The sequence below is a fragment of the Kluyvera intermedia genome (genome assembly GCF_034424175.1).
Taxonomy (GTDB): domain Bacteria; phylum Pseudomonadota; class Gammaproteobacteria; order Enterobacterales; family Enterobacteriaceae; genus Kluyvera; species Kluyvera intermedia.
The window spans coordinates 1911911-1933416 of the sequence record NZ_CP139986.1 but is presented as its reverse complement, the minus strand read 5'-3'; the positions used below and the strand labels follow the sequence as shown (position 1 = coordinate 1933416).

The window sequence follows — 21506 nt, the reverse complement described above, 5'->3', positions numbered from 1 at the left end:
GATCAATAACCTGCGCGAATGATGATGATGACCTAGGATCCGAAAAACTAGCCGTTTCCCGCGAGCCAGCCGCCCCGTGGCAGGCCACCCCGCCGGGAGGACCCATTCAAATTTGAATGATTATCGGCAGCGCATACGCCAGACAGCACCGCCGGGCTGACATTCTTTCTGAACGGCTTTGCGGACGGCCTCTTCAAAAAATGAAGTTGCCTTATCGTTGTTTTCAATACTGATGCCCATTTTTACACTATATTCCGCAGACGCTGTGGCATCGACATCTTCTAGGTTACTCACGTAACCACCAGAAAAATGCACTGGCAAGCTATCCCGTGACTTTGGCAATCCGTACTCGTCAACACTTATGGCCACCAATTTATAACCATCTGGCATCATAATTCTTTGGCTGCGCTTGTGCTGAGACTCGCTATAACCTGCATGTGTAAACCATCCAACAATAAAACCTTCAAAGGTGCTTCCTTGGCACCAATCAGGTTTCACGGCATAAAGATGCACGCGGCGTTTATCGCCATGTTTAATCTTGTTGCCGCAACCGTCAGTAGTTGTGGAGCCAAGGGGTGGAAGCGTTACTGTTACTTCACAAATTTGATAGGTATTAGGCATGGTATTTCCTTTTAGCGTGAGCTGAATTTTTTGAACGTAGAAGGACTTCCGCTACGCAAGGTGTTTTGGGTTTCGTCAATAGCCCCTACAACAATGCGTGGTATTCCCCGTTTATTGGCAACGATGAAATTCCCATGAGTACGAATAAACACTCTCAACCCAGCTTTCGATTTTTTGCCTAATTGCATGATATTTTCCTTTTAGGCGTGAGCCTATCGCACGGCAGGTCCGCCGAAAGTTAACGGTTTGCCCAGGCTCACAGCTGAAAGACTTTCTTAGATTTGCGCGTGCGATGCGCATAAAAAAACCACCAGCGAATGCCAGTGGCTTGGGTGTGGTAATCAGGAATGGATTCGAACCATTGAGCCAGAAGATATTGGTCGTCTGCACCATCCTCCAGCTTATAGCAGCGTCACGCTTCGTCCGGATCGGTATTACCCGACATCTCGCGCACCTGATTATTGGTCGACAATATCGCAGGCACTCAGTGAACGCCCGCTGTAAAACCTAAACTAATGGAAACCACCCCAAAGGGGGCTGTGAAATCATACGCGCAAAAGTAATCAATCCTGCAACGTATTAACTACGCTTCGCAAATCATTTTTAAGCTGCTTAGTTATGATTTCAATATTAGTATCGAACCAACCCGCATCCTGATCAGAAAACTCATAACCAGGTGAAATGAGCCCAAGCATACCTTTCTTAGACTCTAACGGGGAACGACCTTCCACCCCTTTCGTTATGGCAAGCACCTGATACGGAAGATAGCTTAAATCCTCTTCGGTCATGCCTGCTCTAGCCGCTACATCAGCAACACATGTCATGATTATGCCACTACAAACTTTTGCCTCAGTGATTGCAGTGCTAATAATAACAAGGCTAATTCTGTCTAAATCCTTCTGGTCAATATAATTTCCTGCCATAGAATTCCTGAATGTAAGCGACATAACTTCCATCCAGTGAGCTATATACTTTCTTACCTTTGCAGAAGCAATATTGCGCCTGAATTGCTTGAACATTAAATTCTCCATTCTATGAGAACTAATATTTTAACCTAAAGACAACAAAGTCAAAAGCCCAGTGGTCACCTCTGTTAAAACCCCTTCTATTGCGAGGCTATAGGGTTATTGTTTGACTCTCTCACCGACTCGTAAATCCGCTCACACGTCATTCCTGCCCTGTAGCTTTCGTCAGCTCTTCCAGCATAATATCTAGCTTCCTCTGCAAGGCCTCCGAGCATGTCGGCGAGCATTCTGGCGTCGGCGTCGGTTGTTTTGCTTCTGACGGCAGCGGCAAGATCTGCGGTATGCTTTGCGGCGTCCAGGCGGGTGGCAAGTTTTGTTGCTTCGGTGCGCAACTGGCTAACAGTGGCAGACAAGCCAGCAGCAGTGGCAGCAGATTTAGCGGCTTGTGCTTGTGCATCTTTTACAGCCTCATCACGGGCAATAATTCGCCCTTGTTCAATCATGCGGGCGGCAGTCTGCGCGTTCGCGGTTTGCGATGATTCCACGCTGTCACGCTCTGCCCACTTCTTTTCCCAACCGCGGCTGCTCCATACGCTACCGGCGATGAATGCAACGGCCACCAGCAACGAAATAGCAATGAACTGACAGCGCAGGTTCACTGGTCTATCCCCCAGCACGTGAGCGCACCATCGCGAGTGCTAGAATGTAAGGCGTATTCGCCATGCAAGGAATCTCTCATAGCTTTTATCCAGTTGGTCGCATTGTGAATGTCTTTAAACCATTTACGATGCCGAACACCACGACAACGAATAGCTGCCAGATAGCAACCTTTATGGTGTGCGGATACACCCCTTGGAAGCTCGCGCTTGATTGTTTCTCTGTTCCACTGATTCTGCGCGCTGGTCACCAGTCGGAGATTCTCAATCTTGTTATCAGCTCGATCTCCTGAAATATGATCAATCTGCATCTCCTCTGGTATCGGCCCGTTATGCATTTCCCATACAATTCTATGGTCCATGAAGCATTTCCGATAATGCGTTACACAAAAGTATCCATCCGAGTTTTTATGTGAGACGGATTTTCCTCTCACCTGGCGGGCTGCACCGTTATTCCATCGCAAGCAACTAGGTGAGGTTTCATCATAAGAAAGTTTCTCAATCGGGTTCATAGCCCCTCCAGAGGCTTAGCTTTTATCTATTCCCCAGCAGGTCAGAGCTGATTCCTGATCACGACGTTCTACTTGTCCAAAGCAATTATTCGAACGAATACGGCAATCTCGTCCACCGTCTTTAATCCACCAGCGGATAGCTTCACAGGCGCCTTTCGTATCACCGGCATTCATCCGCTTATAGAACGTTGACGGATAGCATTTACCCGGCCCGATGTTATAAGGGCAGAACGACGCGATGCCGACCTTCTGCGGTTCAGTCAGCGGCACCTTGATATTGCGGTCAACCCACGCCAGCGCCTTGTCACGCTCGATAGCGTTAATCGTCTTACATTGCGCTTCAGTAGCGGTTTGGCCTTTCACGACTCGCTTACCGTCGATTACGGTGACACCGTGGCATAGCGACCAGACACCGCCTGGATCGACCACAGCTACCAGCGCATTGCCTTCTTTCTCACTCATGAACTGGTCAAACAACGCCGGAGCAGACGCACCAGCAGCAATGAGAGCCAACATCGCGGCACTCAATTTGGCTTTATTCGACATCAGTCCTCCCGGGCAGCCTTACGCCGATCATCTTTGATTTTGTAATAGAGGTTTGTCAGATATGTCAGCAGACCAAACATCAGGCTTCCGAGAACGCCAATAGCCGCCCACTGTGATGGAGATACTTTATCCAGCAGTTGGAGTACCCAGAATCCGGCGTTTCCGGCTGACGCACCGTAGGCAATGCCTGTTGTCAGTTTGTCCATTCGATACATGCTCTCACCTCGCAGCGTGGCGGGTGCTGTGTGTTGGAAAGGGGTCAGGCTCGCGGGCTCTTATGTCAAAGGGTAAGTTAGGAGTGATTCCCGAATCCTGAATTCGATGGCCACCACAGCAACGAGGCCATGGTGTCCGTTATGGTTTACTGAGGTCTTTTACTTCACCGACCGTTTGCATGAAGCGGTCAGCTTCGAGCTCTACACCGATAGCTCGGCGACCTAACTCCATTGCAGCTTTCACTGTGGAACCAGACCCCATAAAGAAATCGGCAACAATATCGCCCGGCCTGCTGCTGGCGCTGATGATTTGCTTCAGCATGTCGGCAGGCTTTTCGCATGGATGTTTACCTGGATAAAACTGAACGGGCTTATGTGTCCATACGTCGGTATACGGAACGGCAGCAGAAACGGAGAAGCAACGCCGGAGCGTTTTATACTCTTCCAGCAATTCCGAATACTTACGATTCAATGACTGGTAGGTAGCCACCAGCTGGTGGTGAGGATGTTCCAGCTTTTGCTGCAGGTGTTTCTCGATGGCGATCCGGGTGAACAATTCCTGCAGCTTTCGGTAATCCACTCCATTCGGTAGCTGCCACTGGCTTGCACCGAACCAGTGAGACGCCATATTTTTCTTTCCGGTTGCCTTTGCTATTTCCTTTGAACTAACACCCAGCGATTCACGGGCATTGCGGAAATAGTCGATCAGCGGCGTCATAAGGTGCTGTTTGAGTTCAGTGCTTTTACTCTCGTAGGCGTCCTCTTTCCCCGTATACGGCCCCAGATAATGTTCAGCAAACAGGATCCGCTCCGTTGAGGGGAAGTAGGCGCGCAGGCTTTCTTTATTGCAGCCATTCCAACGACCAGATGGTTTAGCCCAGATGATATGGTTTAGGACGTTGAAGCGGCCCCGCATCATGATCTCAATGTCTGAGGCCAGACGGTGACCGCAAAATAGATAAATGCTGCCAGCTGGTTTAAGCACTCGGGCATATTCAGCCAGACAGCTATCAAGCCAGCGTAGGTAGTCTTCATCCCCTTTCCATTGATTGTCCCAGCCGTTCGGCTTCACCTTAAAATACGGCGGATCCGTAACAATCAGATCAATCGAGTTATCAGGGAGGCTGGCAATATAATGCAGACTATCAGCGTTGATTAACTCAACACTGTGTATTTTTACAGTATTTTTCATAGATCAGTAAGCGTAACTCTGATAACCTCACTTTGCTTTTGCGCTAAAGCAGTGGGCCTTGGTTAGCTTGTGACCTGAAAGCATGAGCTAATGGCTGGCTGGGTGCTACAACACCCACCAGCCGCCCATTTCCACAGCGAAATGCCCCCATCACTGGAGGCGCTTATAACATCCGAACTGGTAATCTGATAACCCCGCCATAACCAACTGCGTGAGAATGAGCTGGCAACGTTCGCGGCTAAGGTGGGTATTCTGCGCAATCTCTCCAGCCGTAGCTGGTTTTTCGCTTAATTCATTCAAAACAGCCTTTGCTGTTTCTGTCATATCTTGCTGATTTAGCATGTCTTTTACCTTTATTTTATGGTGTGACATACAGATAACTCTGGTCGCCCAAGCCAGCAAGAGAAGAATTCTATACTGCTACCACCAGCGCGTTAATTCGCCCGGCAGGTCTGTTTTGCCATAAAAAAACCCGCTCGGTGGCGGGTTTATAAAACTTTGGCAACATATCAAATATGCTTCAAATATGGCTTATTTTGTTGCATTTTGCAAGCGAGATTGAAGGAGATAGTGAAATTTAGTTCACATTTCTACCACTTTAAGCACTTCTTCATCCTCAAAGTGATCCAGTGCAAGGCACAAAGCATGCTCATCCAGATCCACAAAGGCCGCTTTCAACGCAGCCCAATGGCCCGAATAAACACGCAACCAGGTAGAACGGTCAACGCTAACCATTCGCGCCAGCGCCGCACCAGCATAGTCCTTATAGGTTTCATTACTTCTCGTGGCGGCAACTTCCTGCCCAGCAAGCCATACCAGACCGACCAGTTTTTTAATGACGCGGGATTGTAACGGGTTATCCACCTGACACTTCTGATAGCTGCTCCAGACATGCTCACACATCATCACCTGATGCTTATAACTGAGGTCAAACCCGTAGCAATATCGCAGCCAGGCTTGCTGGTATTGATTCAGTGAATTAACAGCGCGGCGCCACGGTGCTGATTCAAACTCAATATCTTTAATTGGCGGCATAGGCCGGCGGCGGCTGCGTGTCTCCAGCACATATAAAGGGGCGCTCAGGGAGTTAATAAAGCGTCCCCCTGACTCTCCCTCCAGTTCAACGAGGTTAACGCAACGGCGCGGTGTGGCATTCTTGTCCGCTGGTGGATGTTCGCTAAATGCCTCTAACTGCCCTTTGGTCCCACCAGAAAGATCCAGCAGCGCCCGGCGAAGTTCATTCCTAACGTAATTCAGATTCTGTTGATTCATGCGCTGTAACGCTCCATACACTTAAGCTTTCGCAATTACCCCGATCGCCAGCGCCCGATCCAGAAAATGCAGCAGCATCTCTAACTGAGTGCCGTGCTTCTGTTCGAATGCCGATACACCGGCGTGCAATTCGTCGTGACACTCTCTGCACAGAGGGATCACGAAGAGGTCGTGGGCTTTTGTTGCTGTGCCGCCCATACCGTGCCCAACGATATGATGCGGGTCGTCTGCTGGCCGTCGGCAGCCTTCACAGGGCTGCGTTTTAACCCACTGGGTATACGGCTCATTCACCCAGCGGCGGCGCTTAGGACGCAGCATGAACGATTCCGGTGATTCTGGATCCGCTTTTAATGTCAGAACCGACTTCACCTGTTCAACCGGGATACGCGCCTTACTCTGTAAAATGCTGGTGGCGGGCAGCGCTGGCACAATGTCACTCTCCCGCATAACAGATTGATGTGGCTCCTCCGGCAATCGTAGCGCCCGCTGCGCCATCCCTTCGGTGATAGCATCTGCAATGCCAGACTGAACGGCCCACCAGCAAAGTTCAGCTAAAGAGAGAGAACGCTCTTTGTTGTAACCCAGCCCTGCCTGCACAATATCAATAATCCATTCGGCGACATTGCCCAGCGCAAGCGCCTGTAACTCTTCCGTCGTCTGCCCACGCAGTTTGTTATCGCAATGCCAGCACACCAACAGCGCGCCAGGCTGATGCCATAAGGTAGTTAATTCCGCATGGTGGTAATCCGGATCCGGGTTCTGGCACTTCGTTACGCGCTGGCGCAGCCAATGTTCAAGCCCAGCCATTCCACCAGCAGCTGCAATAACCCGTTCATCAGTGAAGAAGGTGTTTAGCCGGGCATCTTCCAGCAGCGGCTGGCGAGCATTGGGGATCCGGCCTGACGGAAACCGAGCCATGTTTTCTGGCTCACGTTCGACCAGCACCCGTCCAGATGCAAACAGGTGCATTAACTCCCGACCAGGCTTGAACAGAACCACTCCGAGGCGCGGCACTATTTCAGGCGTGAGTAATGCTCTCAATGGTCGACCCCGGCCAGCTCTTTATCGTGAGTAAAGTTGCCGTTCCACGTGACCTTCATCGGAAGCTTACCTTTCAGGTAGTTTTTGTAGATCCAGATAGCACCTTCCCGGAGCAAGACAGGTTGATAGGTGGTAAAGCTAACAGCTGAATTTGGTGAGACTTTGCTGCTTTTCTCTGTGAGGTATTTGTCACGAGCATAGGAACGAACACGCCATTGCGCGCTGCGCCCGTCTGGATTGTCGTCGTATAGCCAATTAGCAGAGACAAGCCAGGCGCTGATCTTGCTAGTGTTTACGCCATTCAGGCGCTTGCAGAACTGAACAGGAGAGAGTCCATCGGTAAAGAGGCTCTCGAGATGCTCGATATATTCGGCCTGCTGGTGGGTAACAGCTTCGGCACGTTGTCGTGCTTCGAATTCATCAGCCCATGCTCGAGCGGCTTGTGCTGGATCAGAGAAATTTGGCAGCGATGAAACGCCTGCACGCATTTTCGCTTGTTGTTCGCAGGTGATGAAATAGCGTCGAACCTGACGGCCCTTTTCATTTCTCTCCACCATGGCCAATTCTTTACCCATATCAATAGTGATCAGATAGTCATGCTCTACCTGAGGTCGTGCTTTTGAGCTCCCCCATTTTGGGGAGCTCAAATCTTCGACAAGAACATAATCAGCGCCTTCAACAAACCCATATTGCTTAATGCGGGCTTTGATCCAGGTAGTGAAGTCACGACCGACTCCAAGAAATGCATGGAGACGTTTAGCACTGGCCATTGAGGCCATGTGATTGCCGATACTCCCCTGCGTGATCGGTATTATCTGATGTAATTGACTCATTTTGCCTCCCCGTTGCACAGAGTGCCGATGAAAGGGAGATTGCTCAGAACACGAACATAGAAGTCAGGGCTCAACCAAAGAGCATAGGCAAAAACTAACTCCCGGCAGGCAAAAGTCCCCTGAACTGCTCCACCACGGATAACATGCAATTTTTCCCAATGATCGCCAGGGATGGCATTAAGGATTCTCTTTGCTGTCAGCGTTCTGAGGTAAAACGCAGGTTTTTTTGACGCAGATCCACCAGAAGCCTTATGAATATCATTGAGGCTGTAGAGATTTGGTTCGAATGAATTGATTAAACATCCGTCAACAACGAGATAAGTGTCTTTTTTGGGCGTAGCAGTGCCCACAACATGATTATTGGTCATATTCTCTCCATACACTGATTGTTGCGAAGGGCCTGCACGCCCATTTCGCTTGCACTGTCCGACATTACTGCCATCACGCCAGTCATTCAACCCACAGTTGGACATATATTTTCCCCTTAGTTGAATGGCGTAATCGTTATTTCAACCCGGCCTTTCGGCACTATTGGCCCCCACTCCACCAGCATGCGTTTTACCTGGCTGTCGTCCTCCCAAACCCCCGCATGTGTCAGCGCGTCAAACAGCGCTTTATTGTAATTGTCCAGATCACGGCGGCGCGCGTCCGGCGGATACAGGGTGATTTCTACTGAAGCCTGCTCTGTTGACGGTTTAGGCAGGCGGCGAAGCTGCTCGATGATTGCAACACTGGCAGCGCTCTGGTATTTGCGGCCGTCGGCGCTGACCAAATGGCGACCGGCCAGCGGCCCCTTGTTGGGGGCGCGCCAGTAGGCGTTAACGCTCGGGGGGAACGGCAGTACAAGCTTCATACCCCGCCCGGCATTGTTTTCCGGTTTTGGCTGGATGATGGAAATCCCGCGAGATACACCCCGGGTAATGCTGATCGCCCCTTTTTTCTCCAGTGCGCGCAGATGATCCGCAGCAGCATTGGGGGAGCTGCACCCCAGCAGCCCCGACAGCTCCGAATTAGTTGGTGGGAAACCATGCTCACGCTGATACGCATTAATTAGATCCAGAACATGCTGCTGGCGTGGAGTTAAGTTCATCATTCGACTTTTTCCTCCTGCATATTCTCAGCCAGGCTGCGCGCTATTGAGATAATCTCGTTCGTAGGTGTGCGCTCAAGCCAAAGCTGGTTGATGTGTGCTTTGAGGTTATTTTGCTGCTGTGGCGCCAGGGCGTCTGAGCCTTCAATCTGATTGAAGACCAGACCAACTTCCAGTGGCCAGATGCGGGACTCAGGAAGTGGATCGGCAACTGGTTTTGCCTTCTCACGGATATGCATACGGATGTGGCGGATATTGGACCAACTGGCAACATCCAGACTTTCCATAGCTGCAATAAAACCAGTGCTGTCCATGCCGTATTCGTTGGAGGATTCAAGGGCTACCGTGCGAAGCCGTTCTGACATATCAGCCCTCGCCTCTTCGATGTCGAACTGAATTGACAGCAACCATTCATTCACACCAAACAAAATGCTCTCACGTAAATACTGTTTTGCTTTGTTGATCGTCAAAGGAGAAACCTGGGTAAATTCTGGCGATTCAACGGAGTCCGCCGCCCAGGTATGCCCAAACTTCGATTCACTGAATGAGTACACTTCTTTGTCGCCGAACGCTGCACTGACGCATGCCCACGCCTCGGCACCGCTGACATGAAAAATATCCTTCTGGGTAAGTGGCAGCTCTGGCTTGTCCGCCTCTTGCACTGGTGCTGGTGGTTCGGAAGGTGCGGCGGCAAGTTGTGCCTTGCTGGCGGCAAACTGTGCCAGCGACATAAACGCCCGGCCTTTTGCCTCTAGCTCAGTTCGCCCGACGTAGCTGAAACGTTCCCCACGCCATGACTTATCAAAGACTACGATTGCACCAGCGAAAAACGCACTAGTTGGCACCTGCTTATCGTCTGCCGGGATAAACCAGTTAGGCAGATCAAAGCCAATCCGTCCTCGAATAAAGACGACATGATCAGCATCTTCGGGCCACCATGCCTCACTCGGTGCAGCTTTAATCAGAAACACGTAACGCCCGCCTTTTTCACGCTCAGCTGCTGCATAATTCATGATGTGAGACATGCCGGTGATCGCCTGCTTTTCGTGATACTGAGACCGGCTGTATGGTGGGTTACCGTATCCAGCGCCGCCGAGTTCCAGCAGGCGACCAGACCAGTTCTGCGTTAACGCGTTATCTTCTGCGGTGTACCATGCCGGGCACTTCGCATTATCATCATCTGCAAACAGATCGAGAACCAGTGGACCGAACATTGCATTGATGCCCCAAAACAGCAGATCCGGAGTTCGCCACTGATCGCCAACTTCCTTCAACTTGTGCGCGCTTTTGCTGCGCATTTCCGCCAGCGCCTGGCAGTATTGATTTTTAATCATCCTCTGAACCCCGGTGGAATAGTGTCGTTAGGTTGACTGATGGCATTTACGTCGCGTTCGCCAGTTTTGTTCCAGGTATTACGAGCGGGCCGACCTTTTTTCTCCCAGCGGGCAGCGCTAGACAGATAACCTTCAAATTTCTTCGGCCCGAATAACGTTTCTGGTCGCATGTACTGGTACTGTTCGTCGTTGCCGGTCCAGTGTTCATGTTTCAGGTCGATAACCAACTGCAGGTCTGCAACGCTGTAACCCTCACGCAATCGGGCTCTGATGTTTTCCAGAGAGGTTTTTGATTTCTGGTACCGGGATCCGCTAATCAGGTTCAGATGGGTTAAAACCACAATCGCTTGATCAGTAATTTCAACTTCAGGGTCGGGTTGCCCAGCAACCGGACAAGGGGCTTTAGTAGTTACTTGTGGTTCTGGTTTTGATTTTACTGACGGATCCCCGCCAGATTCTGCCGGGTCAAAACCGCCGCTTTTGCTCGAATCCGACGGGGCAGATTTTGAGCCGTCAAATTTTGATGCGTCGGATTTTGACGCGTCAGATTCTGACAGGTGAGAAAAGGCAGCAGCCTGGAGCTTTTTGACATTCAGGTGGTAAACATTGGACGCGTTCCGGTTGCCCTGACGGCGGGCTTTACGTGTTAACCAACCATCAGTCTCCAGTTTTGCAATTGCAGTTCTGACCGTACTAACCCCAGCACCAAGCTGACGAGCGATAGTCTCAATGGACGGCCAGCACACGCCCTCATCGCTGCTGAAATCAGCCAGGCGAGCCATAATTGCAACACTAGACAACTTCATGCCCGACGCCGCGCAACCATCCCATACGTAGCCGGTTAATTTAGTGCTCATGATCGTCCCTTATCTCCCTGAACTTTTTGCGAAACAGTTCGAGTGGACTGAAGCACTCGTGCGCGTAGCCTTCACGCAGATAGATAACGCGCTGTGTTTCTGGCTCCCAGCGGATAACAAGGACTTGGATTCCACGGTGGTCTTTGAACCTTCGGTTAAGTTCGCGCATAAGCGTTTTGCCCTCCGGTAGTAGACACCCACAATGGATAGCGCCCGACTGTGGTTACACGGTACCCAGCGGTTTGATACTCTGCGTTCATACCGAAACATCGGGACACCCGGTACCGGGATCATCCTGAGTTGCGGTAGACGGTTAAAAGCCGTTAAACTGGTCATGCGGATTTTTTCTCCATACACGTAGAGTTATTCGCCAGGACGCCCGGAGCTGCACACTCGCGGGCGTCACCTTCCCCAAATAACATTTCTGTCACTACCATTATTTCTGCCACCAGCGACTGCACACGGTAGCCTTTTGCCTTCATCTTTTTGTTTTCCTCGTTGTCCAACACACCGTCCGCTGTTGATTCATTGTGGAACTGAGCAAAACGCCCTAACGCTGCCAGCAGATCATTAAATTTCGTTAACAGTTCCTCGTTACCCATCTGCTCAATGTCCGGGAGCTTTACGAAAACGCCGTTGGTGTGGTGTGCAATTGCGTCTGCAATATGGTTTGAACCACCAGCACGCTGTAACAACATCGCCCAGCCCAGCGGGAAAATCTGATCGCCTTCGGTACGTAGGCGGTTAAACAATGCGTTCTCAGTCGTTCCCAACCATTCCGCCGCCTCAACATATCCACCAGGCAGATCGGTAATCGTCTTTTTAATTGCGGCCACCAGCCAGGCAGGCTGACGTTCAATTTTCCACAGAGGTTCGTTACCCACGGTTACCCCCCTGAATCTGTGGTTTCTGGTTTGCTGATGTTCCGCTAGTCTTCCCATATACCTCAGGGCAAAAGGTAAGTTTTCCGTCGGTTCTGTAAGCTGCTTCAGCTGCCCTGCCCTTTGGTATTAACCGACCCGGCCTGTTTCTCCACTGGTAAACGGCCTCACTCGTAATCCCAAAAAAATCGGCAACTTTTTCAGCACTACCAAAGTATTTTTCAATGTCATCTGTGGTCATGGAACCCCCTTTAACTAAGTTATGTTAGATATTAATAATCAATCTTACTTTGGTCAACAAAAACTAAGATTAGTTAGTTTTTTATCGATTAAAGGAGAAAACATGGAATCGGTAGGCCAGCGTATAAAAGGTCTGCGGCGCATAACAAAAACAACACAGAAAGAGTTAGGTAAATTCTGTGGGGTAAGCGATGTTGCGGTGGGATATTGGGAAAAAGACTTGAATACTCCCAGTGGAGAAGCCTTAAGCAAGGTTGCAAAATATTTCAATACATCAATAGATTACATTCTTTACGGAACTAATTTTGAAGATAAATTGATAACTAGCATGCGTAAAATTCCAGTTATCTCTTGGGTGCAAGCAGGTGCCTTCACTGAAAGTAGGCAGGCCTGCGCCTTTGAAGATGCGGAACGATGGGTTGAAACCTCATTACGAATCAGCGACCGCTCTTTTGCACTTGATGTTCAGGGAGATTCAATGACAAACCCTAACGGCTTACCAACTATCCCTCAGGGCGCAACGGTCATTGTTGATCCAGATGCAGAGCCATCGCATGGGAAAATTGTGGTAGCCCGATTAGATGGGACTAACGAGGCAACCGTTAAAAAACTGGTCATTGATGGGCCACAAAAGTTCCTTGTCCCCCTAAACCCTCGCTACCCTAATATTTCTATCAACGGAAACTGCACCATCATTGGTGTTGTTAAAGGCGTTCAGTACGAACTCTAACTTCAACCTAATCCTTCTCTAAGTACCAAACTAAGAAATGTTTGGTATTTTGCCTTGACCACAAAACTAAGTTAAGTTAGATTTTATTTACTAACAGCAACTCCGTATCACAACACACAACGATGAGAGCATTGACGAGCAAGGTTTAATGTTCGGTTCGATTCCTGACACCACGAATCAGTGGCAATGGGCAACGAAAAGGTCCGTTCAATTCGGACACCGGCAGTGCTCTCTTCGTTGTGGTAATTGCGGCTATGCGCACGTGACGAGGCCAACAGCTTATTCAACTTAAAAATGAATATGTGTCTTGAAGTGTACGTCGCCGGTCGTGGCTGAACCGGCAGGTGGAGGCACCACCGCCACAACTTCGTGTATGGATGAAAACTTAATGACGGTGGCAGCCGTCACAATGAGGTAACCATGAGTAATGATCGCATGACCGTAGTGCCCGATTTTCTGGGCGAACTGGATGCCGGCGTGTTCATGAACAAAATCGCAGCGGCACTAAACAACACCGCTCTGGGCGTTCTGAATAATGGCAATAAAGGCAAGGTCACGCTGACCTTTGACTTTGAGCGCATGGGTAATTCCGTCGAAGAGAAGCGTGTGAAAATTAAACATAAGCTTCAATACGTCACCCCAACGCCACGCGGTAAGGCCACAGAGGAAGACACCACCGAAACCCCTATGTGGGTTAACAAAGGCGGGAAGCTCACCATTTTGCAGGAAGACCAGGGCAACCTGTTTACTCTTGCAGGTGATCCAGACGCAAAACTACGCACGGCGAAGTAAGCCGCAATTAATTCAGCATCGATTTAATTTCTAAACATCTACTTTTAAGGAATTGTTATGACCCAGCTAAATAGCGGCGCGATCCAGGACGTTCAGGCACTTACTATTTCCGCGTTCTCGCTGGATAAGGTACGTGAAACCGCATGCCCAACCGCCCTACTCCCTCAAAACATCAGTATCGAAAGCCTGGAACGCTTTGGCATCGAGCGCTTCCGCTTCCGTGGCACAATGGAAACAACAAGCATTGACGACTTCGCTCGTTATTCTACGGGTTATGCCAGCGAGGAAACACCAGCCCGCTGCTTCATTGATGCCGATAACATGCGCGCCCGTTCGATCTTCAACATCGGCACTCTCGTTAACCCTGGCCATGCAGATAACATTGCATCGATCGGCCTGAAGAAGACGGCTCCATTCCGCGCATTGCTGGCTATTAACGGTGAACGCCTGAGCCAAAAGCAGATTGCTGAATGGCTGGAAGACTGGAAAGACTTCCTGCTGGCATTCGATGCCGACGGTAACACAATGCAGATTACGCAGGCTGCCCAAGCCGTTCGCCGCGTCACCATCCAACAGGCAACCCAGTCTGATCACGAAGATGGTGATTTCGCAGGTAAGAAATCACTGATGCAAAGCATTGAAGCCAGCAGCAAAGACGTTATGCCGGTGGCGTTCGAATTTAAGTGCGTACCGTATGAAGGTCTGGGTGAGCGTGCATTCAGTCTGCGCAATAGCCTGCTCAAAAGCGGTGAACCGTGTTTTGTTCTCCGTATCGTACAGCTGGAAGCCCAGGAAGAAGCGATCGCCAGTGAATTCCGCGACCTGCTGATCGGCAAATTTGACAGCAAACCGGTTGAAACCTTTATCGGTAAATTCAGCGCGTAATTGTTCTGCCTTAATAGCCCCCGTCGCTGGGGGTTATTAGTGAAGCGTAATTCCGTTAATTATCGCCACCCGGCGAGGGATTCGTGCAACCAAAATCCGCGCAGTGCAGAGCGCAAAACCAGTATGGAGAAAACGATGAGCTACATTCAGACCTTATCCGGCAAAAAATTTAACTACCTTAATGCCACTATTGACGATATCGATATTGAAGATATTGCGACCGCCCTTTCCCACATCTGCCGATTCGCAGGGCACCTGCCGGAGTTCTATAGCGTGGCTCAGCACTCGGTGCTGGTTAGCCAGATCGTACCGCCAGAATTCGCCTTTGAAGCGCTGATGCACGATGCAGCCGAAGCATATTGTCAGGACATTCCCGCCCCACTTAAAGCACTGCTGCCGGATTATCGTCGGATCGAAACCTATGTTGACGGGCTTATCCGTTTCAAATATGGCATCCCGCTTGAACAGGCTTCCGTTGTGAAGTATGCGGATCTAGTTTTGCTGGCCACCGAGCGCCGCGATCTGGAAATCGACGACGGATCAAAATGGGACTGTCTGGAGGGTATTCCGTGCTCTGACCTTATCCAGATTATCCCACTTAGACCCGGGCAGGCTTTTGGTTTGTTCATTAATCGCTTTAACGAACTGATGGAGATCCGCAAATGCGCCGCCTAAAAGTGAAGGAACTCGTGGCTGAAGCACATGCATCGGTTGCAGGACTACCACCAGCACAAGGCCAGGTTATGCGTGAAGTAGCCAGCCGCCTTGATACAACATTCGTGGCCCTGACTGAAGCTATGGATCAACTGGTGACCGCTAGGGCTGAAATAGAACAACTACGCCACGGAGCTGCAGAATGAGCAAATCACTGAACGCACGCTGTATCCGCCGCTGGGCTGTTGAATTCAAAAGCCTCTGTGATTCCAAAGTAAGCCCGCACTGGCGTAAGCATCACTTGCGCGGCTATATCCGGGAAGCCGCACTGACTATGGCTAATTGCATGGTAGAGCGCATGGCCGAAAACAACGCCAAATTTGACTATGACGGCACGACGATTGGTTGGTCGCCAGAGTTTTCAGCATGGTACGACGAACGTCGCGAAAAGTATCTCAAAGAGGCACGCGACTACCTCAACGAAGAGGCCACAAACGACGAAATCGACGAAGAGATACTGAACGAGCTGGAGGCGTGGAATGACTGATAAAGCGGCTTTAGACGATGCGCTGGATTTTGACCTCTTTGAAGGTGATTTCGGCACACCTGGTGACACTGAGCTATCGAACAAAATCGTTACTGGCCGCAGTGAATACAAATGCCATGTTTGTGCTGGCTCACTTGCCAAAGGTGAAGTGCATCGCAGCACTACATGGAAATTTGACGGCGAGCTGATGTCGTACCGCTGCTGTAATGCCTGCTGTGTGGCGATGGTAGCCAGCGTGAATGGCGATTATGAAGAGAATGATCCGATTGAAGCCCGCTATGCGCTGGGCCATGAACGGAAGGAGATGACGGCATGAGCAACGAAATCACCCCATTGGCGCAGCGCATGAAAGCGGCGGCGCTAAAAGCAAAATCAGAAGCCAATGAATGGGGCTATGACACGGATGCCTTCCACGATGAAGCAACTCCTGATGCCGTGATTCAGGTGGTAGAGGCGCTGGAGAAGGCGCAGGCAATCAACGCAGCCGCCGAGAAACTGGTTCGCTGCAAAGTTCGCTATCACAGTGAGCTGAACTACCGGGCGCTGGCGGCGCTTTTCGGCGTCAATACGCCTGACCTGCCACCGATGGAAGGCGAGTCCCGCACCGTCACCGTGAAGCTTCCAGCGCTAAATGATGACCTGATAGCCATCCTCGGACGCCCCAACTTCCTGTGCGCACACTTGGCGGAACTCCTGCGTAAATCCGGCGAGGAGATTAAGCGGAAATCAGAGAATGAGCAGGCAGCGGTCATCCATTGGTTCCTCGGTATTTATCTTGAGCATGGAGATAAATGGGAAAGCGTTGCGAAGTCTGACATACAGGCCCGCGTCGCAGGCATCCAGGTTATCGAAGGAGAATGATGATGAGCCGTCAAATTCGATTAACAGATGCTCAGGTTTATACGTTACGTCGCATGAACAGCGGCACACGATATTTTATGCGAGGCGATATGGAAAGAGGTGAGCAGGACAAAGGTTCTCATAGAGTTAATTGCCCATCGCTTCCTGTTTTATTTCGTGAGGGGCTTGTTGATTGGTGTAACCGCTCATGTAAAAAAATTGATGGCTTGTTCTATAGCGTGAATTTAACGCCAGATGGTATTAGCGGCGCAGTTGGCGCTCAGACGAGGAAGGAGCGTGGATTATGACAATCAACTTAACAGCCCCTCAAGCACCAGTAACCGATGAAGAGCTCGATCAGCTTATCTGGGGGCTTGAGCGCTATGGGCTTTATCCGCGCCAGCTGGCTGCCCTGAAAGAGCTGCGGGAAGTGCGGAGGGCTAAGGGTGAGCCGGTGGCGGTGGTTGATATCCAGCGCGGACGCGGAGACGGCAGAAAATACGCGCTATGTTTCACCAGCGCTGGGCACTCTCTCCCTGATGATGTCTATAACCTCTACACCGTCCCGCCAGCGCCGGCAGTCGACGCTGAAGCTCATGCAGATGCTGGGATGATTACCGAAGGCCACCAGCAACACGAAAGAGAAGAACACCCTATGTGTCGTAATTGCAATGACGGCATCCGTAATGGTTGCTCGTCATGCGCTTACAAAGATAAATAACCGGGTGCAGCCGGTTTATTTGGAGAAAAAATCATGAGCAATGTTATCCAGCTAGCCCCGAACGAGTGGGTTTGTGAAAGCGTTCTTATAGCTGTCACCGGCCTTAAGCCAGGAACCATTCTTCGGGCCAGAAAAGAATGCTGGCTCGTTGGCCGGGAGTATATCCACGTGTCCCCTGACGGCAGCCCGAAGCCGTCCAGCGAGTGCATGTACAACAGAAAAGCCGTTGATTCATGGGTCGCGTCACTGAGAAACAAGCAACCGGGATGATTTAACACCATGAAAAAGGTAAGCTCACATCGCTCTTGGGCGCCCGGAGGAATCAATGGATAAAATCACATATCCAACAGGCGTCGAAAACCATGGTGGCACCTTACGCATCTGGTTTAACTATAAAGGTAAACGTGTCAGGGAAAACCTCGGTGTCCCTAACACCATGAAGAATAGAAAACTAGCCGGCGAGCTGCGTTCGTCGGTTGTCTTCTCTATCAGAATGGGCAGCTTTGATTACGCCACTCGGTTTCCGGAATCACCTAATCTGGAATTATTCGGGATCGCCAGCAAAGAAATCACCGTTTCTCAACTGGTAAAAAAATGGCTTTCATTGAAGGAAATGGAGATCGCCAGCCGTACTCTTCATAGCTATGAATCAGTTATGGACAACATGCTGCAAAAGCTGGGCCCGCATAAACTAGCGTCGTCTATTAACCAGGAAGATATCCTTTTCATTAGAAGAGAGTTGCTAACCGGTTATCAAACGCCTGGCGGTGGGAAGAAAACAATCGTGAAGGGACGCAGTGTTGCGACCGTAAATCAGTATCTGTCGATAACATCCGGCGTATTTAAATTTGCCGTCGATAATGGCTACATTGGGCAAAATCCATTTACTGGGGTGTCCCTCCTGAAGAAGTCACGCCAGCCGCCCGATCCTCTAACCAAAGAGGAGTTCATCAGATTTATTGATGCCTGCCACCAGCGGCAACTTAAAAATCTGTGGGTGCTGGCGGTTTACACAGGGCTACGACATGGAGAGATTTGCGCGCTAGCCTGGGAGGATGTCGACTTGAAGGAAGGAACGCTGATGGTCAGACGAAATCGGACCAAGCTGAAAGAGTTCACCCTGCCAAAAACTTTGGCGAGTACAGACAGGGTGATTCATCTTATTCAACCGGCTATCGACGTGCTTAAGGATCAAGCGGAGCTAACCCGTTTAGGGAAACAGCACCAGGTTAATGTTGTGACCAGAGAGTACGGACGTAGTGTTAACCACTCATGCACTTTCGTCTTCAGCCCACGAGTAGCTGATAAATCACAGCGTGCAGGGGATTGCTATTCGATGAATTCTATCAACAAAACATGGGATGCAGCAATGAAGCGCGCGGGAATCAGGCACCGTAAAGCATACCAGTCGCGCCACACTTATGCATGCTGGTCACTGGCCGCAGGCGCAAACCCAAACTTCATTGCAAACCAGATGGGTCACGCAGATGCACAAATGGTATTTAAGGTATATGGCGCATGGATGCCAGAGAGTAATGCCTTGCAGGTGGAGATGCTGAACAGGCAGCTAACAAATTATGTCCCAAGAGTGTCCCAAATGGTGGGCATGGTTAAATAGGGTTATACAATTCAGTCACTTAAGCCGCTAGCGCGCCTTAAATGAAAAAAGGCGCCCTATCAGCGCCTTTTTTCAATCAGAACGGTTACTGTGTAACGTCAGCACCGAACCATTTTTCAGACAGCGCCTTCAGGCTACCGTCTTTATGCATGGCGTCAATGGCGCCATCAATGGCTTTTTGCAGATCTTCGTTGCCTTTACGCAGCGCAACGCCGGATTCCTGACGCGAGAACGCTTCACCAGCAACCGCCAACGTGTTGTTGGTTTTCTTCACCAGATCCAGCGCGGCCAGACGATCGACCAGAATCGCGTTGATACGGCCTACGCGCAGATCCTGATATTTGGTTGGGTCATCGTCATAAGTACGAATATCCACACCCTGAACGTTCTGACGCAGCCACTCTTCATAGTTGGTGCCCAGACCCACGCCGACTTTTTTCCCTTTCAGGTCAGCCGCCGTTTTGATGGAATCTTCACTGCCTTTTTTCACCAGCGCCTGAATACCGGAGATGGTGTACGGCGTGGAGAAGTCATATTTCTTCTGGCGGTCTGGTGAAATGGTCACCTGATTGATAACCACATCAATACGCTTAGAATCCAGCGATGCCAGCATCCCGTCCCATTTGGTCGGTTTCAGGTCGGCTTTCACGCCGAGGTGTTCTGCCAGTTCGTTGGCGAACTCCACTTCAAAACCGGTCAACTTGCCATCTTCGCCCTGGAAACTGAACGGAGGATAGGTGCCTTCCAGCCCGACACGCAGCGTACCGCGCTCTTTAACCTGGTTTAACAAATTCTCAGCAGCAAACGTCTGTACGCTTGCTCCCGCTACCAGCGCAACGGCCATTACGCCCATCAACGCCTGACGACCCAGAAACTTCAGCTTCATTATGCCCCCCGAAAAGCATCACTTTTTTGGTAGTGTAAACCGTTCACCATCAATGACAAACAACCAACAGATCCATGATATTCCAATTTAATATATATCAGAGGTTTCACAATCCGCGAGGTTTTGCGCTTCACTGCAGGCGTGTTGGCGATGAAAGCGCAGGTATTTACGCAGCGCAATACGATAGTTATTGGTGCTGATTTGCGGCAGCCACGGCTCAAGTTGTTCCTCGGCATGACGTTCAAGCAGCAAGGACTGCGGCACTTGATGTTCGTTGAAATGGTTGCCTAATCGCCGTAACCGCACCACGTATTCGCGTACGGTACCGGTGCTCATATCGGTCTTTTCGAGAAGGTATTGTTTGAAGTCGATAATATTGAAGAATGCGCTCTGTTCTTTACAGTGCAGGTCGCCGCAGAAGCGACACAGGGCAGACCATGCGCTGCGCTCCTGCTGCCACGCGGTTTCATCCATGGGAGTATCAAGACGGGAAATAGCGATTTTATTCACTATCTCGCCCTGACGCACCAGTGTGATGCGGTCGAGCAGTTTATGACAGTGAGCGCAATGCGTTTGGCTGTGTTTGAAGTCTTTCAGATAGCGGCTTAATGGCCGTCTTTTTACCTGCATCATCATGATAACTCCGGGTTTTCATTGCATAATGCGGCATTTTTGGTCCAACGATATGTTATTCCAACCTACAACTTACCCAGCTTGATGCGCAGACGCTTAATCGCCTGGCTGTGTAGCTGACTGACACGCGACTCCCCCACTTCCAGAACCGCGCCAATCTCTTTGAGATTCAGCTCTTCCTGGTAATAGAGGGTTAACACCAACTTTTCACGTTCCGGTAAGGCATCAATCGCCTCCATCACGCGTTCGCGTAAAGAACCTTCTAGCAGTTGATGTAATGGGTTTTCGTGTTGATTCTCTTCCGTCACCAGCTCAATACTGTCGCCGTACTCTTCCCGCCACTCATCGTAGGAGAAAAGCTGACTATTGTTAGTATCCAGCAACACCTGACGGTATTCCTCAATCGCGATTCCCAATCGCTGCGCGACTTCAGTTTCCGTCGCGTTTCGTCCCAGCTCTTGCTCAAGTTGACCCAGCGTTTGCGCAACTTCACGCGCGTTCCGCCGAACGCTACGCGGCACCCAGTCTCGGCTGCGTAGTTCGTCCAGCATCGCCCCACGGATGCGTTGCACTGCGTAAGTTGTAAATGCCGTTCCCTGCAGAGCGTCATAGCGTTCAACAGCATTCAATAAGCCGATACCGCCCGCCTGGAGCAGATCGTCCAGTTCCACGCTCGCTGGCAAACGCACCTGAAGGCGCAGCGCTTCGTGACGCACCAGCGGCACATAGCGTTGCCAAAGCGAGTGTTTATCCATTACACCTTCAGCGGTATACATTGAATTCACGATAAACAGCCCTGCATTAATATGAGTTATCGGCACAATTATCCGTTTCTACAGGCGTTTTAATCGATGGAACAATGGGGAAAAGAGGGGTTTATTTGAAGAGTAAGTGAAATTCAGGGATCAAAAAAACCCCGCCGAGGCGGGGTTGGTCAGGTTGCGG

General features: G+C 50.4%; 34 protein-coding genes and 1 pseudogene. 12 read left to right on the top strand and 23 right to left on the bottom strand.

Features of this window, described 5'->3' with window-relative positions:
* Positions 1-120: 120 nt before the first annotated feature.
* The 20 genes and pseudogenes from U0026_RS09275 to U0026_RS09180 all read right to left on the bottom strand — a co-directional run bounded on the left by U0026_RS09275 (position 121) and on the right by U0026_RS09180 (position 12256).
* Complete coding sequence (locus U0026_RS09275) at positions 121-621, bottom strand: hypothetical protein (protein WP_126440696.1); 501 nt, start codon at positions 619-621, stop codon at positions 121-123.
* Positions 622-632: 11 nt separating this feature from the next.
* Positions 633-809 carry a hypothetical protein gene (locus U0026_RS09270; protein ID WP_164717391.1) on the bottom strand — a complete coding sequence of 59 codons (177 nt, stop codon included), beginning with the start codon at positions 807-809 and terminating at the stop codon, positions 633-635.
* Positions 810-1184: 375 nt separating this feature from the next.
* Positions 1185-1640 (bottom strand): hypothetical protein, encoded by a 456-nt coding sequence (locus tag U0026_RS09265; RefSeq protein ID WP_062778234.1) that lies wholly within the window; start codon positions 1638-1640, stop codon positions 1185-1187.
* Positions 1641-1726: 86 nt separating this feature from the next.
* Entirely contained in the window at positions 1727-2245 is a 519-nt protein-coding gene (locus U0026_RS09260; protein ID WP_062778232.1) for a DUF2514 domain-containing protein, read from the bottom strand.
* Positions 2242-2754 carry an HNH endonuclease gene (locus U0026_RS09255; RefSeq protein WP_082806336.1) on the bottom strand — a complete coding sequence of 171 codons (513 nt, stop codon included), beginning with the start codon at positions 2752-2754 and terminating at the stop codon, positions 2242-2244. The genes U0026_RS09260 and U0026_RS09255 overlap by 4 nt, the downstream gene beginning before the upstream one ends.
* 15 nt (positions 2755-2769) lie before the next feature.
* On the bottom strand, positions 2770-3300 hold the full coding sequence (locus U0026_RS09250) for a lysozyme (protein WP_062778228.1): 531 nt from the start codon (positions 3298-3300) through the stop codon (positions 2770-2772).
* On the bottom strand, positions 3300-3515 hold the full coding sequence (locus tag U0026_RS09245; RefSeq protein WP_062778226.1) for a class II holin family protein: 216 nt from the start codon (positions 3513-3515) through the stop codon (positions 3300-3302). The genes U0026_RS09250 and U0026_RS09245 overlap by 1 nt, the downstream gene beginning before the upstream one ends.
* A 139-nt stretch (positions 3516-3654) precedes the next feature.
* On the bottom strand, positions 3655-4707 hold the full coding sequence (locus U0026_RS09240; RefSeq protein ID WP_062778224.1) for a DNA-methyltransferase: 1053 nt from the start codon (positions 4705-4707) through the stop codon (positions 3655-3657).
* Positions 4708-4857: 150 nt separating this feature from the next.
* On the bottom strand, positions 4858-5049 hold the full coding sequence (locus U0026_RS09235) for a hypothetical protein (protein WP_062778222.1): 192 nt from the start codon (positions 5047-5049) through the stop codon (positions 4858-4860).
* 240 nt (positions 5050-5289) lie between these two features.
* Positions 5290-5979 carry a bacteriophage antitermination protein Q gene (locus U0026_RS09230; RefSeq protein WP_062778220.1) on the bottom strand — a complete coding sequence of 230 codons (690 nt, stop codon included), beginning with the start codon at positions 5977-5979 and terminating at the stop codon, positions 5290-5292.
* Positions 5980-6000: 21 nt separating this feature from the next.
* Positions 6001-7020, bottom strand: coding sequence for a DUF968 domain-containing protein (locus U0026_RS09225; protein ID WP_062778218.1), 1020 nt, complete (start codon positions 7018-7020; stop codon positions 6001-6003).
* Positions 7017-7853 carry an antA/AntB antirepressor family protein gene (locus U0026_RS09220; protein ID WP_255265582.1) on the bottom strand — a complete coding sequence of 279 codons (837 nt, stop codon included), beginning with the start codon at positions 7851-7853 and terminating at the stop codon, positions 7017-7019. Before U0026_RS09220 ends, U0026_RS09225 begins: the two co-directional genes overlap by 4 nt.
* Positions 7850-8221, bottom strand: a complete 372-nt coding sequence (locus U0026_RS09215) for a KilA-N domain-containing protein (protein WP_062778216.1) — start codon at positions 8219-8221, stop codon at positions 7850-7852. Before U0026_RS09215 ends, U0026_RS09220 begins: the two co-directional genes overlap by 4 nt.
* Positions 8222-8337: 116 nt before the next feature.
* Entirely contained in the window at positions 8338-8706 is a 369-nt protein-coding gene (locus U0026_RS09210; protein WP_062778252.1) for a RusA family crossover junction endodeoxyribonuclease, read from the bottom strand.
* A gap of 105 nt (positions 8707-8811) precedes the next feature.
* Positions 8812-8943, bottom strand: a pseudogene (locus tag U0026_RS09205) (LexA family protein); the annotation flags it as partial.
* Positions 8943-10277: a phage N-6-adenine-methyltransferase gene (locus tag U0026_RS09200; RefSeq protein ID WP_062778214.1), complete on the bottom strand. Its 1335-nt coding sequence runs from the start codon at positions 10275-10277 to the stop codon at positions 8943-8945. The gene U0026_RS09200 and the pseudogene U0026_RS09205, both read right to left, overlap by 1 nt.
* Positions 10274-11134, bottom strand: a complete 861-nt coding sequence (locus U0026_RS09195; RefSeq protein WP_062778212.1) for a conserved phage C-terminal domain-containing protein — start codon at positions 11132-11134, stop codon at positions 10274-10276. Before U0026_RS09195 ends, U0026_RS09200 begins: the two co-directional genes overlap by 4 nt.
* On the bottom strand, positions 11124-11303 hold the full coding sequence (locus tag U0026_RS09190; protein ID WP_073971209.1) for a DUF4222 domain-containing protein: 180 nt from the start codon (positions 11301-11303) through the stop codon (positions 11124-11126). The genes U0026_RS09195 and U0026_RS09190 overlap by 11 nt, the downstream gene beginning before the upstream one ends.
* A gap of 163 nt (positions 11304-11466) precedes the next feature.
* On the bottom strand, positions 11467-12018 hold the full coding sequence (locus U0026_RS09185; protein ID WP_062778208.1) for a YmfL family putative regulatory protein: 552 nt from the start codon (positions 12016-12018) through the stop codon (positions 11467-11469).
* Positions 12011-12256 (bottom strand): Cro/CI family transcriptional regulator, encoded by a 246-nt coding sequence (locus U0026_RS09180; protein ID WP_062778207.1) that lies wholly within the window; start codon positions 12254-12256, stop codon positions 12011-12013. The genes U0026_RS09185 and U0026_RS09180 overlap by 8 nt, the downstream gene beginning before the upstream one ends.
* 102 nt (positions 12257-12358) lie before the next feature.
* On the opposite strand from U0026_RS09180, the gene U0026_RS09175 reads away from it, so the two are divergent.
* From U0026_RS09175 to U0026_RS09120, 12 genes are all read left to right on the top strand, one after another.
* Positions 12359-12985 carry a LexA family protein gene (locus U0026_RS09175; protein WP_062778205.1) on the top strand — a complete coding sequence of 209 codons (627 nt, stop codon included), beginning with the start codon at positions 12359-12361 and terminating at the stop codon, positions 12983-12985.
* A gap of 420 nt (positions 12986-13405) precedes the next feature.
* On the top strand, positions 13406-13777 hold the full coding sequence (locus U0026_RS09170) for a hypothetical protein (protein WP_062778204.1): 372 nt from the start codon (positions 13406-13408) through the stop codon (positions 13775-13777).
* 57 nt (positions 13778-13834) lie between these two features.
* The gene (locus tag U0026_RS09165; protein WP_062778202.1) at positions 13835-14662 is read left to right on the top strand and encodes a YfdQ family protein; all 828 of its coding nucleotides are present in this window, start codon (positions 13835-13837) and stop codon (positions 14660-14662) included.
* Positions 14663-14797: 135 nt separating this feature from the next.
* The gene (locus U0026_RS09160; protein ID WP_062778201.1) at positions 14798-15337 is read left to right on the top strand and encodes a hypothetical protein; all 540 of its coding nucleotides are present in this window, start codon (positions 14798-14800) and stop codon (positions 15335-15337) included.
* Positions 15325-15522: a hypothetical protein gene (locus U0026_RS09155; RefSeq protein ID WP_062778199.1), complete on the top strand. Its 198-nt coding sequence runs from the start codon at positions 15325-15327 to the stop codon at positions 15520-15522. Before U0026_RS09160 ends, U0026_RS09155 begins: the two co-directional genes overlap by 13 nt.
* Positions 15519-15863 (top strand): hypothetical protein, encoded by a 345-nt coding sequence (locus U0026_RS09150; RefSeq protein WP_062778197.1) that lies wholly within the window; start codon positions 15519-15521, stop codon positions 15861-15863. Before U0026_RS09155 ends, U0026_RS09150 begins: the two co-directional genes overlap by 4 nt.
* Complete coding sequence (locus U0026_RS09145) at positions 15856-16179, top strand: hypothetical protein (protein WP_062778195.1); 324 nt, start codon at positions 15856-15858, stop codon at positions 16177-16179. Before U0026_RS09150 ends, U0026_RS09145 begins: the two co-directional genes overlap by 8 nt.
* Positions 16176-16724: a hypothetical protein gene (locus U0026_RS09140; protein WP_062778193.1), complete on the top strand. Its 549-nt coding sequence runs from the start codon at positions 16176-16178 to the stop codon at positions 16722-16724. The genes U0026_RS09145 and U0026_RS09140 overlap by 4 nt, the downstream gene beginning before the upstream one ends.
* 2 nt (positions 16725-16726) lie before the next feature.
* Entirely contained in the window at positions 16727-17011 is a 285-nt protein-coding gene (locus U0026_RS09135; protein ID WP_255265581.1) for a hypothetical protein, read from the top strand.
* The gene (locus tag U0026_RS09130) at positions 17008-17424 is read left to right on the top strand and encodes a hypothetical protein (RefSeq protein ID WP_062778191.1); all 417 of its coding nucleotides are present in this window, start codon (positions 17008-17010) and stop codon (positions 17422-17424) included. Before U0026_RS09135 ends, U0026_RS09130 begins: the two co-directional genes overlap by 4 nt.
* A gap of 33 nt (positions 17425-17457) precedes the next feature.
* Positions 17458-17694, top strand: coding sequence for an excisionase family protein (locus tag U0026_RS09125; protein WP_073971208.1), 237 nt, complete (start codon positions 17458-17460; stop codon positions 17692-17694).
* Between the two features lie 55 nt (positions 17695-17749).
* Entirely contained in the window at positions 17750-19042 is a 1293-nt protein-coding gene (locus U0026_RS09120) for a tyrosine-type recombinase/integrase (protein WP_062778189.1), read from the top strand.
* An 85-nt stretch (positions 19043-19127) separates the two neighbouring features.
* Here U0026_RS09120 and tcyJ read toward each other — a convergent pair whose 3' ends face one another.
* From tcyJ to U0026_RS09105, 3 genes are all read right to left on the bottom strand, one after another.
* Positions 19128-19928, bottom strand: coding sequence for a cystine ABC transporter substrate-binding protein (tcyJ, locus tag U0026_RS09115; protein ID WP_062778187.1), 801 nt, complete (start codon positions 19926-19928; stop codon positions 19128-19130).
* Positions 19929-20015: 87 nt separating this feature from the next.
* Positions 20016-20567, bottom strand: a complete 552-nt coding sequence (gene fliZ, locus U0026_RS09110; protein WP_126440694.1) for a flagella biosynthesis regulatory protein FliZ — start codon at positions 20565-20567, stop codon at positions 20016-20018.
* A 59-nt stretch (positions 20568-20626) separates the two neighbouring features.
* Positions 20627-21346 (bottom strand): RNA polymerase sigma factor FliA, encoded by a 720-nt coding sequence (locus tag U0026_RS09105; protein WP_062778248.1) that lies wholly within the window; start codon positions 21344-21346, stop codon positions 20627-20629.
* Positions 21347-21506: the final 160 nt, after the last annotated feature.

What these genes read in the sequence shown, in the direction of transcription:
- U0026_RS09250 (WP_062778228.1), bottom strand. Translation starts at nt 3,300, where the DNA reads ATGTCGAATAAAGCCAAATTGAGTGCCGCGATGTTGGCTCTCATTGCT.
- U0026_RS09165 (WP_062778202.1), top strand. Translation starts at nt 13,835, where the DNA reads ATGACCCAGCTAAATAGCGGCGCGATCCAGGACGTTCAGGCACTTACT.
- U0026_RS09220 (WP_255265582.1), bottom strand. Translation starts at nt 7,853, where the DNA reads ATGAGTCAATTACATCAGATAATACCGATCACGCAGGGGAGTATCGGC.
- U0026_RS09160 (WP_062778201.1), top strand. Translation starts at nt 14,798, where the DNA reads ATGAGCTACATTCAGACCTTATCCGGCAAAAAATTTAACTACCTTAAT.
- U0026_RS09170 (WP_062778204.1), top strand. Translation starts at nt 13,406, where the DNA reads ATGAGTAATGATCGCATGACCGTAGTGCCCGATTTTCTGGGCGAACTG.
- U0026_RS09125 (WP_073971208.1), top strand. Translation starts at nt 17,458, where the DNA reads ATGAGCAATGTTATCCAGCTAGCCCCGAACGAGTGGGTTTGTGAAAGC.
- U0026_RS09265 (WP_062778234.1), bottom strand. Translation starts at nt 1,640, where the DNA reads ATGTTCAAGCAATTCAGGCGCAATATTGCTTCTGCAAAGGTAAGAAAG.
- U0026_RS09140 (WP_062778193.1), top strand. Translation starts at nt 16,176, where the DNA reads ATGAGCAACGAAATCACCCCATTGGCGCAGCGCATGAAAGCGGCGGCG.
- U0026_RS09130 (WP_062778191.1), top strand. Translation starts at nt 17,008, where the DNA reads ATGACAATCAACTTAACAGCCCCTCAAGCACCAGTAACCGATGAAGAG.
- tcyJ (WP_062778187.1), bottom strand. Translation starts at nt 19,928, where the DNA reads ATGAAGCTGAAGTTTCTGGGTCGTCAGGCGTTGATGGGCGTAATGGCC.
- U0026_RS09195 (WP_062778212.1), bottom strand. Translation starts at nt 11,134, where the DNA reads ATGAGCACTAAATTAACCGGCTACGTATGGGATGGTTGCGCGGCGTCG.
- U0026_RS09235 (WP_062778222.1), bottom strand. Translation starts at nt 5,049, where the DNA reads ATGCTAAATCAGCAAGATATGACAGAAACAGCAAAGGCTGTTTTGAAT.
- U0026_RS09120 (WP_062778189.1), top strand. Translation starts at nt 17,750, where the DNA reads ATGGATAAAATCACATATCCAACAGGCGTCGAAAACCATGGTGGCACC.
- U0026_RS09145 (WP_062778195.1), top strand. Translation starts at nt 15,856, where the DNA reads ATGACTGATAAAGCGGCTTTAGACGATGCGCTGGATTTTGACCTCTTT.
- U0026_RS09135 (WP_255265581.1), top strand. Translation starts at nt 16,727, where the DNA reads ATGAGCCGTCAAATTCGATTAACAGATGCTCAGGTTTATACGTTACGT.
- U0026_RS09210 (WP_062778252.1), bottom strand. Translation starts at nt 8,706, where the DNA reads ATGAAGCTTGTACTGCCGTTCCCCCCGAGCGTTAACGCCTACTGGCGC.
- U0026_RS09200 (WP_062778214.1), bottom strand. Translation starts at nt 10,277, where the DNA reads ATGATTAAAAATCAATACTGCCAGGCGCTGGCGGAAATGCGCAGCAAA.
- U0026_RS09270 (WP_164717391.1), bottom strand. Translation starts at nt 809, where the DNA reads ATGCAATTAGGCAAAAAATCGAAAGCTGGGTTGAGAGTGTTTATTCGT.
- U0026_RS09240 (WP_062778224.1), bottom strand. Translation starts at nt 4,707, where the DNA reads ATGAAAAATACTGTAAAAATACACAGTGTTGAGTTAATCAACGCTGAT.
- U0026_RS09255 (WP_082806336.1), bottom strand. Translation starts at nt 2,754, where the DNA reads ATGAACCCGATTGAGAAACTTTCTTATGATGAAACCTCACCTAGTTGC.
- U0026_RS09230 (WP_062778220.1), bottom strand. Translation starts at nt 5,979, where the DNA reads ATGAATCAACAGAATCTGAATTACGTTAGGAATGAACTTCGCCGGGCG.
- U0026_RS09150 (WP_062778197.1), top strand. Translation starts at nt 15,519, where the DNA reads ATGAGCAAATCACTGAACGCACGCTGTATCCGCCGCTGGGCTGTTGAA.
- U0026_RS09190 (WP_073971209.1), bottom strand. Translation starts at nt 11,303, where the DNA reads ATGCGCGAACTTAACCGAAGGTTCAAAGACCACCGTGGAATCCAAGTC.
- U0026_RS09275 (WP_126440696.1), bottom strand. Translation starts at nt 621, where the DNA reads ATGCCTAATACCTATCAAATTTGTGAAGTAACAGTAACGCTTCCACCC.
- U0026_RS09245 (WP_062778226.1), bottom strand. Translation starts at nt 3,515, where the DNA reads ATGTATCGAATGGACAAACTGACAACAGGCATTGCCTACGGTGCGTCA.
- U0026_RS09175 (WP_062778205.1), top strand. Translation starts at nt 12,359, where the DNA reads ATGGAATCGGTAGGCCAGCGTATAAAAGGTCTGCGGCGCATAACAAAA.
- U0026_RS09155 (WP_062778199.1), top strand. Translation starts at nt 15,325, where the DNA reads ATGCGCCGCCTAAAAGTGAAGGAACTCGTGGCTGAAGCACATGCATCG.
- U0026_RS09180 (WP_062778207.1), bottom strand. Translation starts at nt 12,256, where the DNA reads ATGACCACAGATGACATTGAAAAATACTTTGGTAGTGCTGAAAAAGTT.
- U0026_RS09215 (WP_062778216.1), bottom strand. Translation starts at nt 8,221, where the DNA reads ATGACCAATAATCATGTTGTGGGCACTGCTACGCCCAAAAAAGACACT.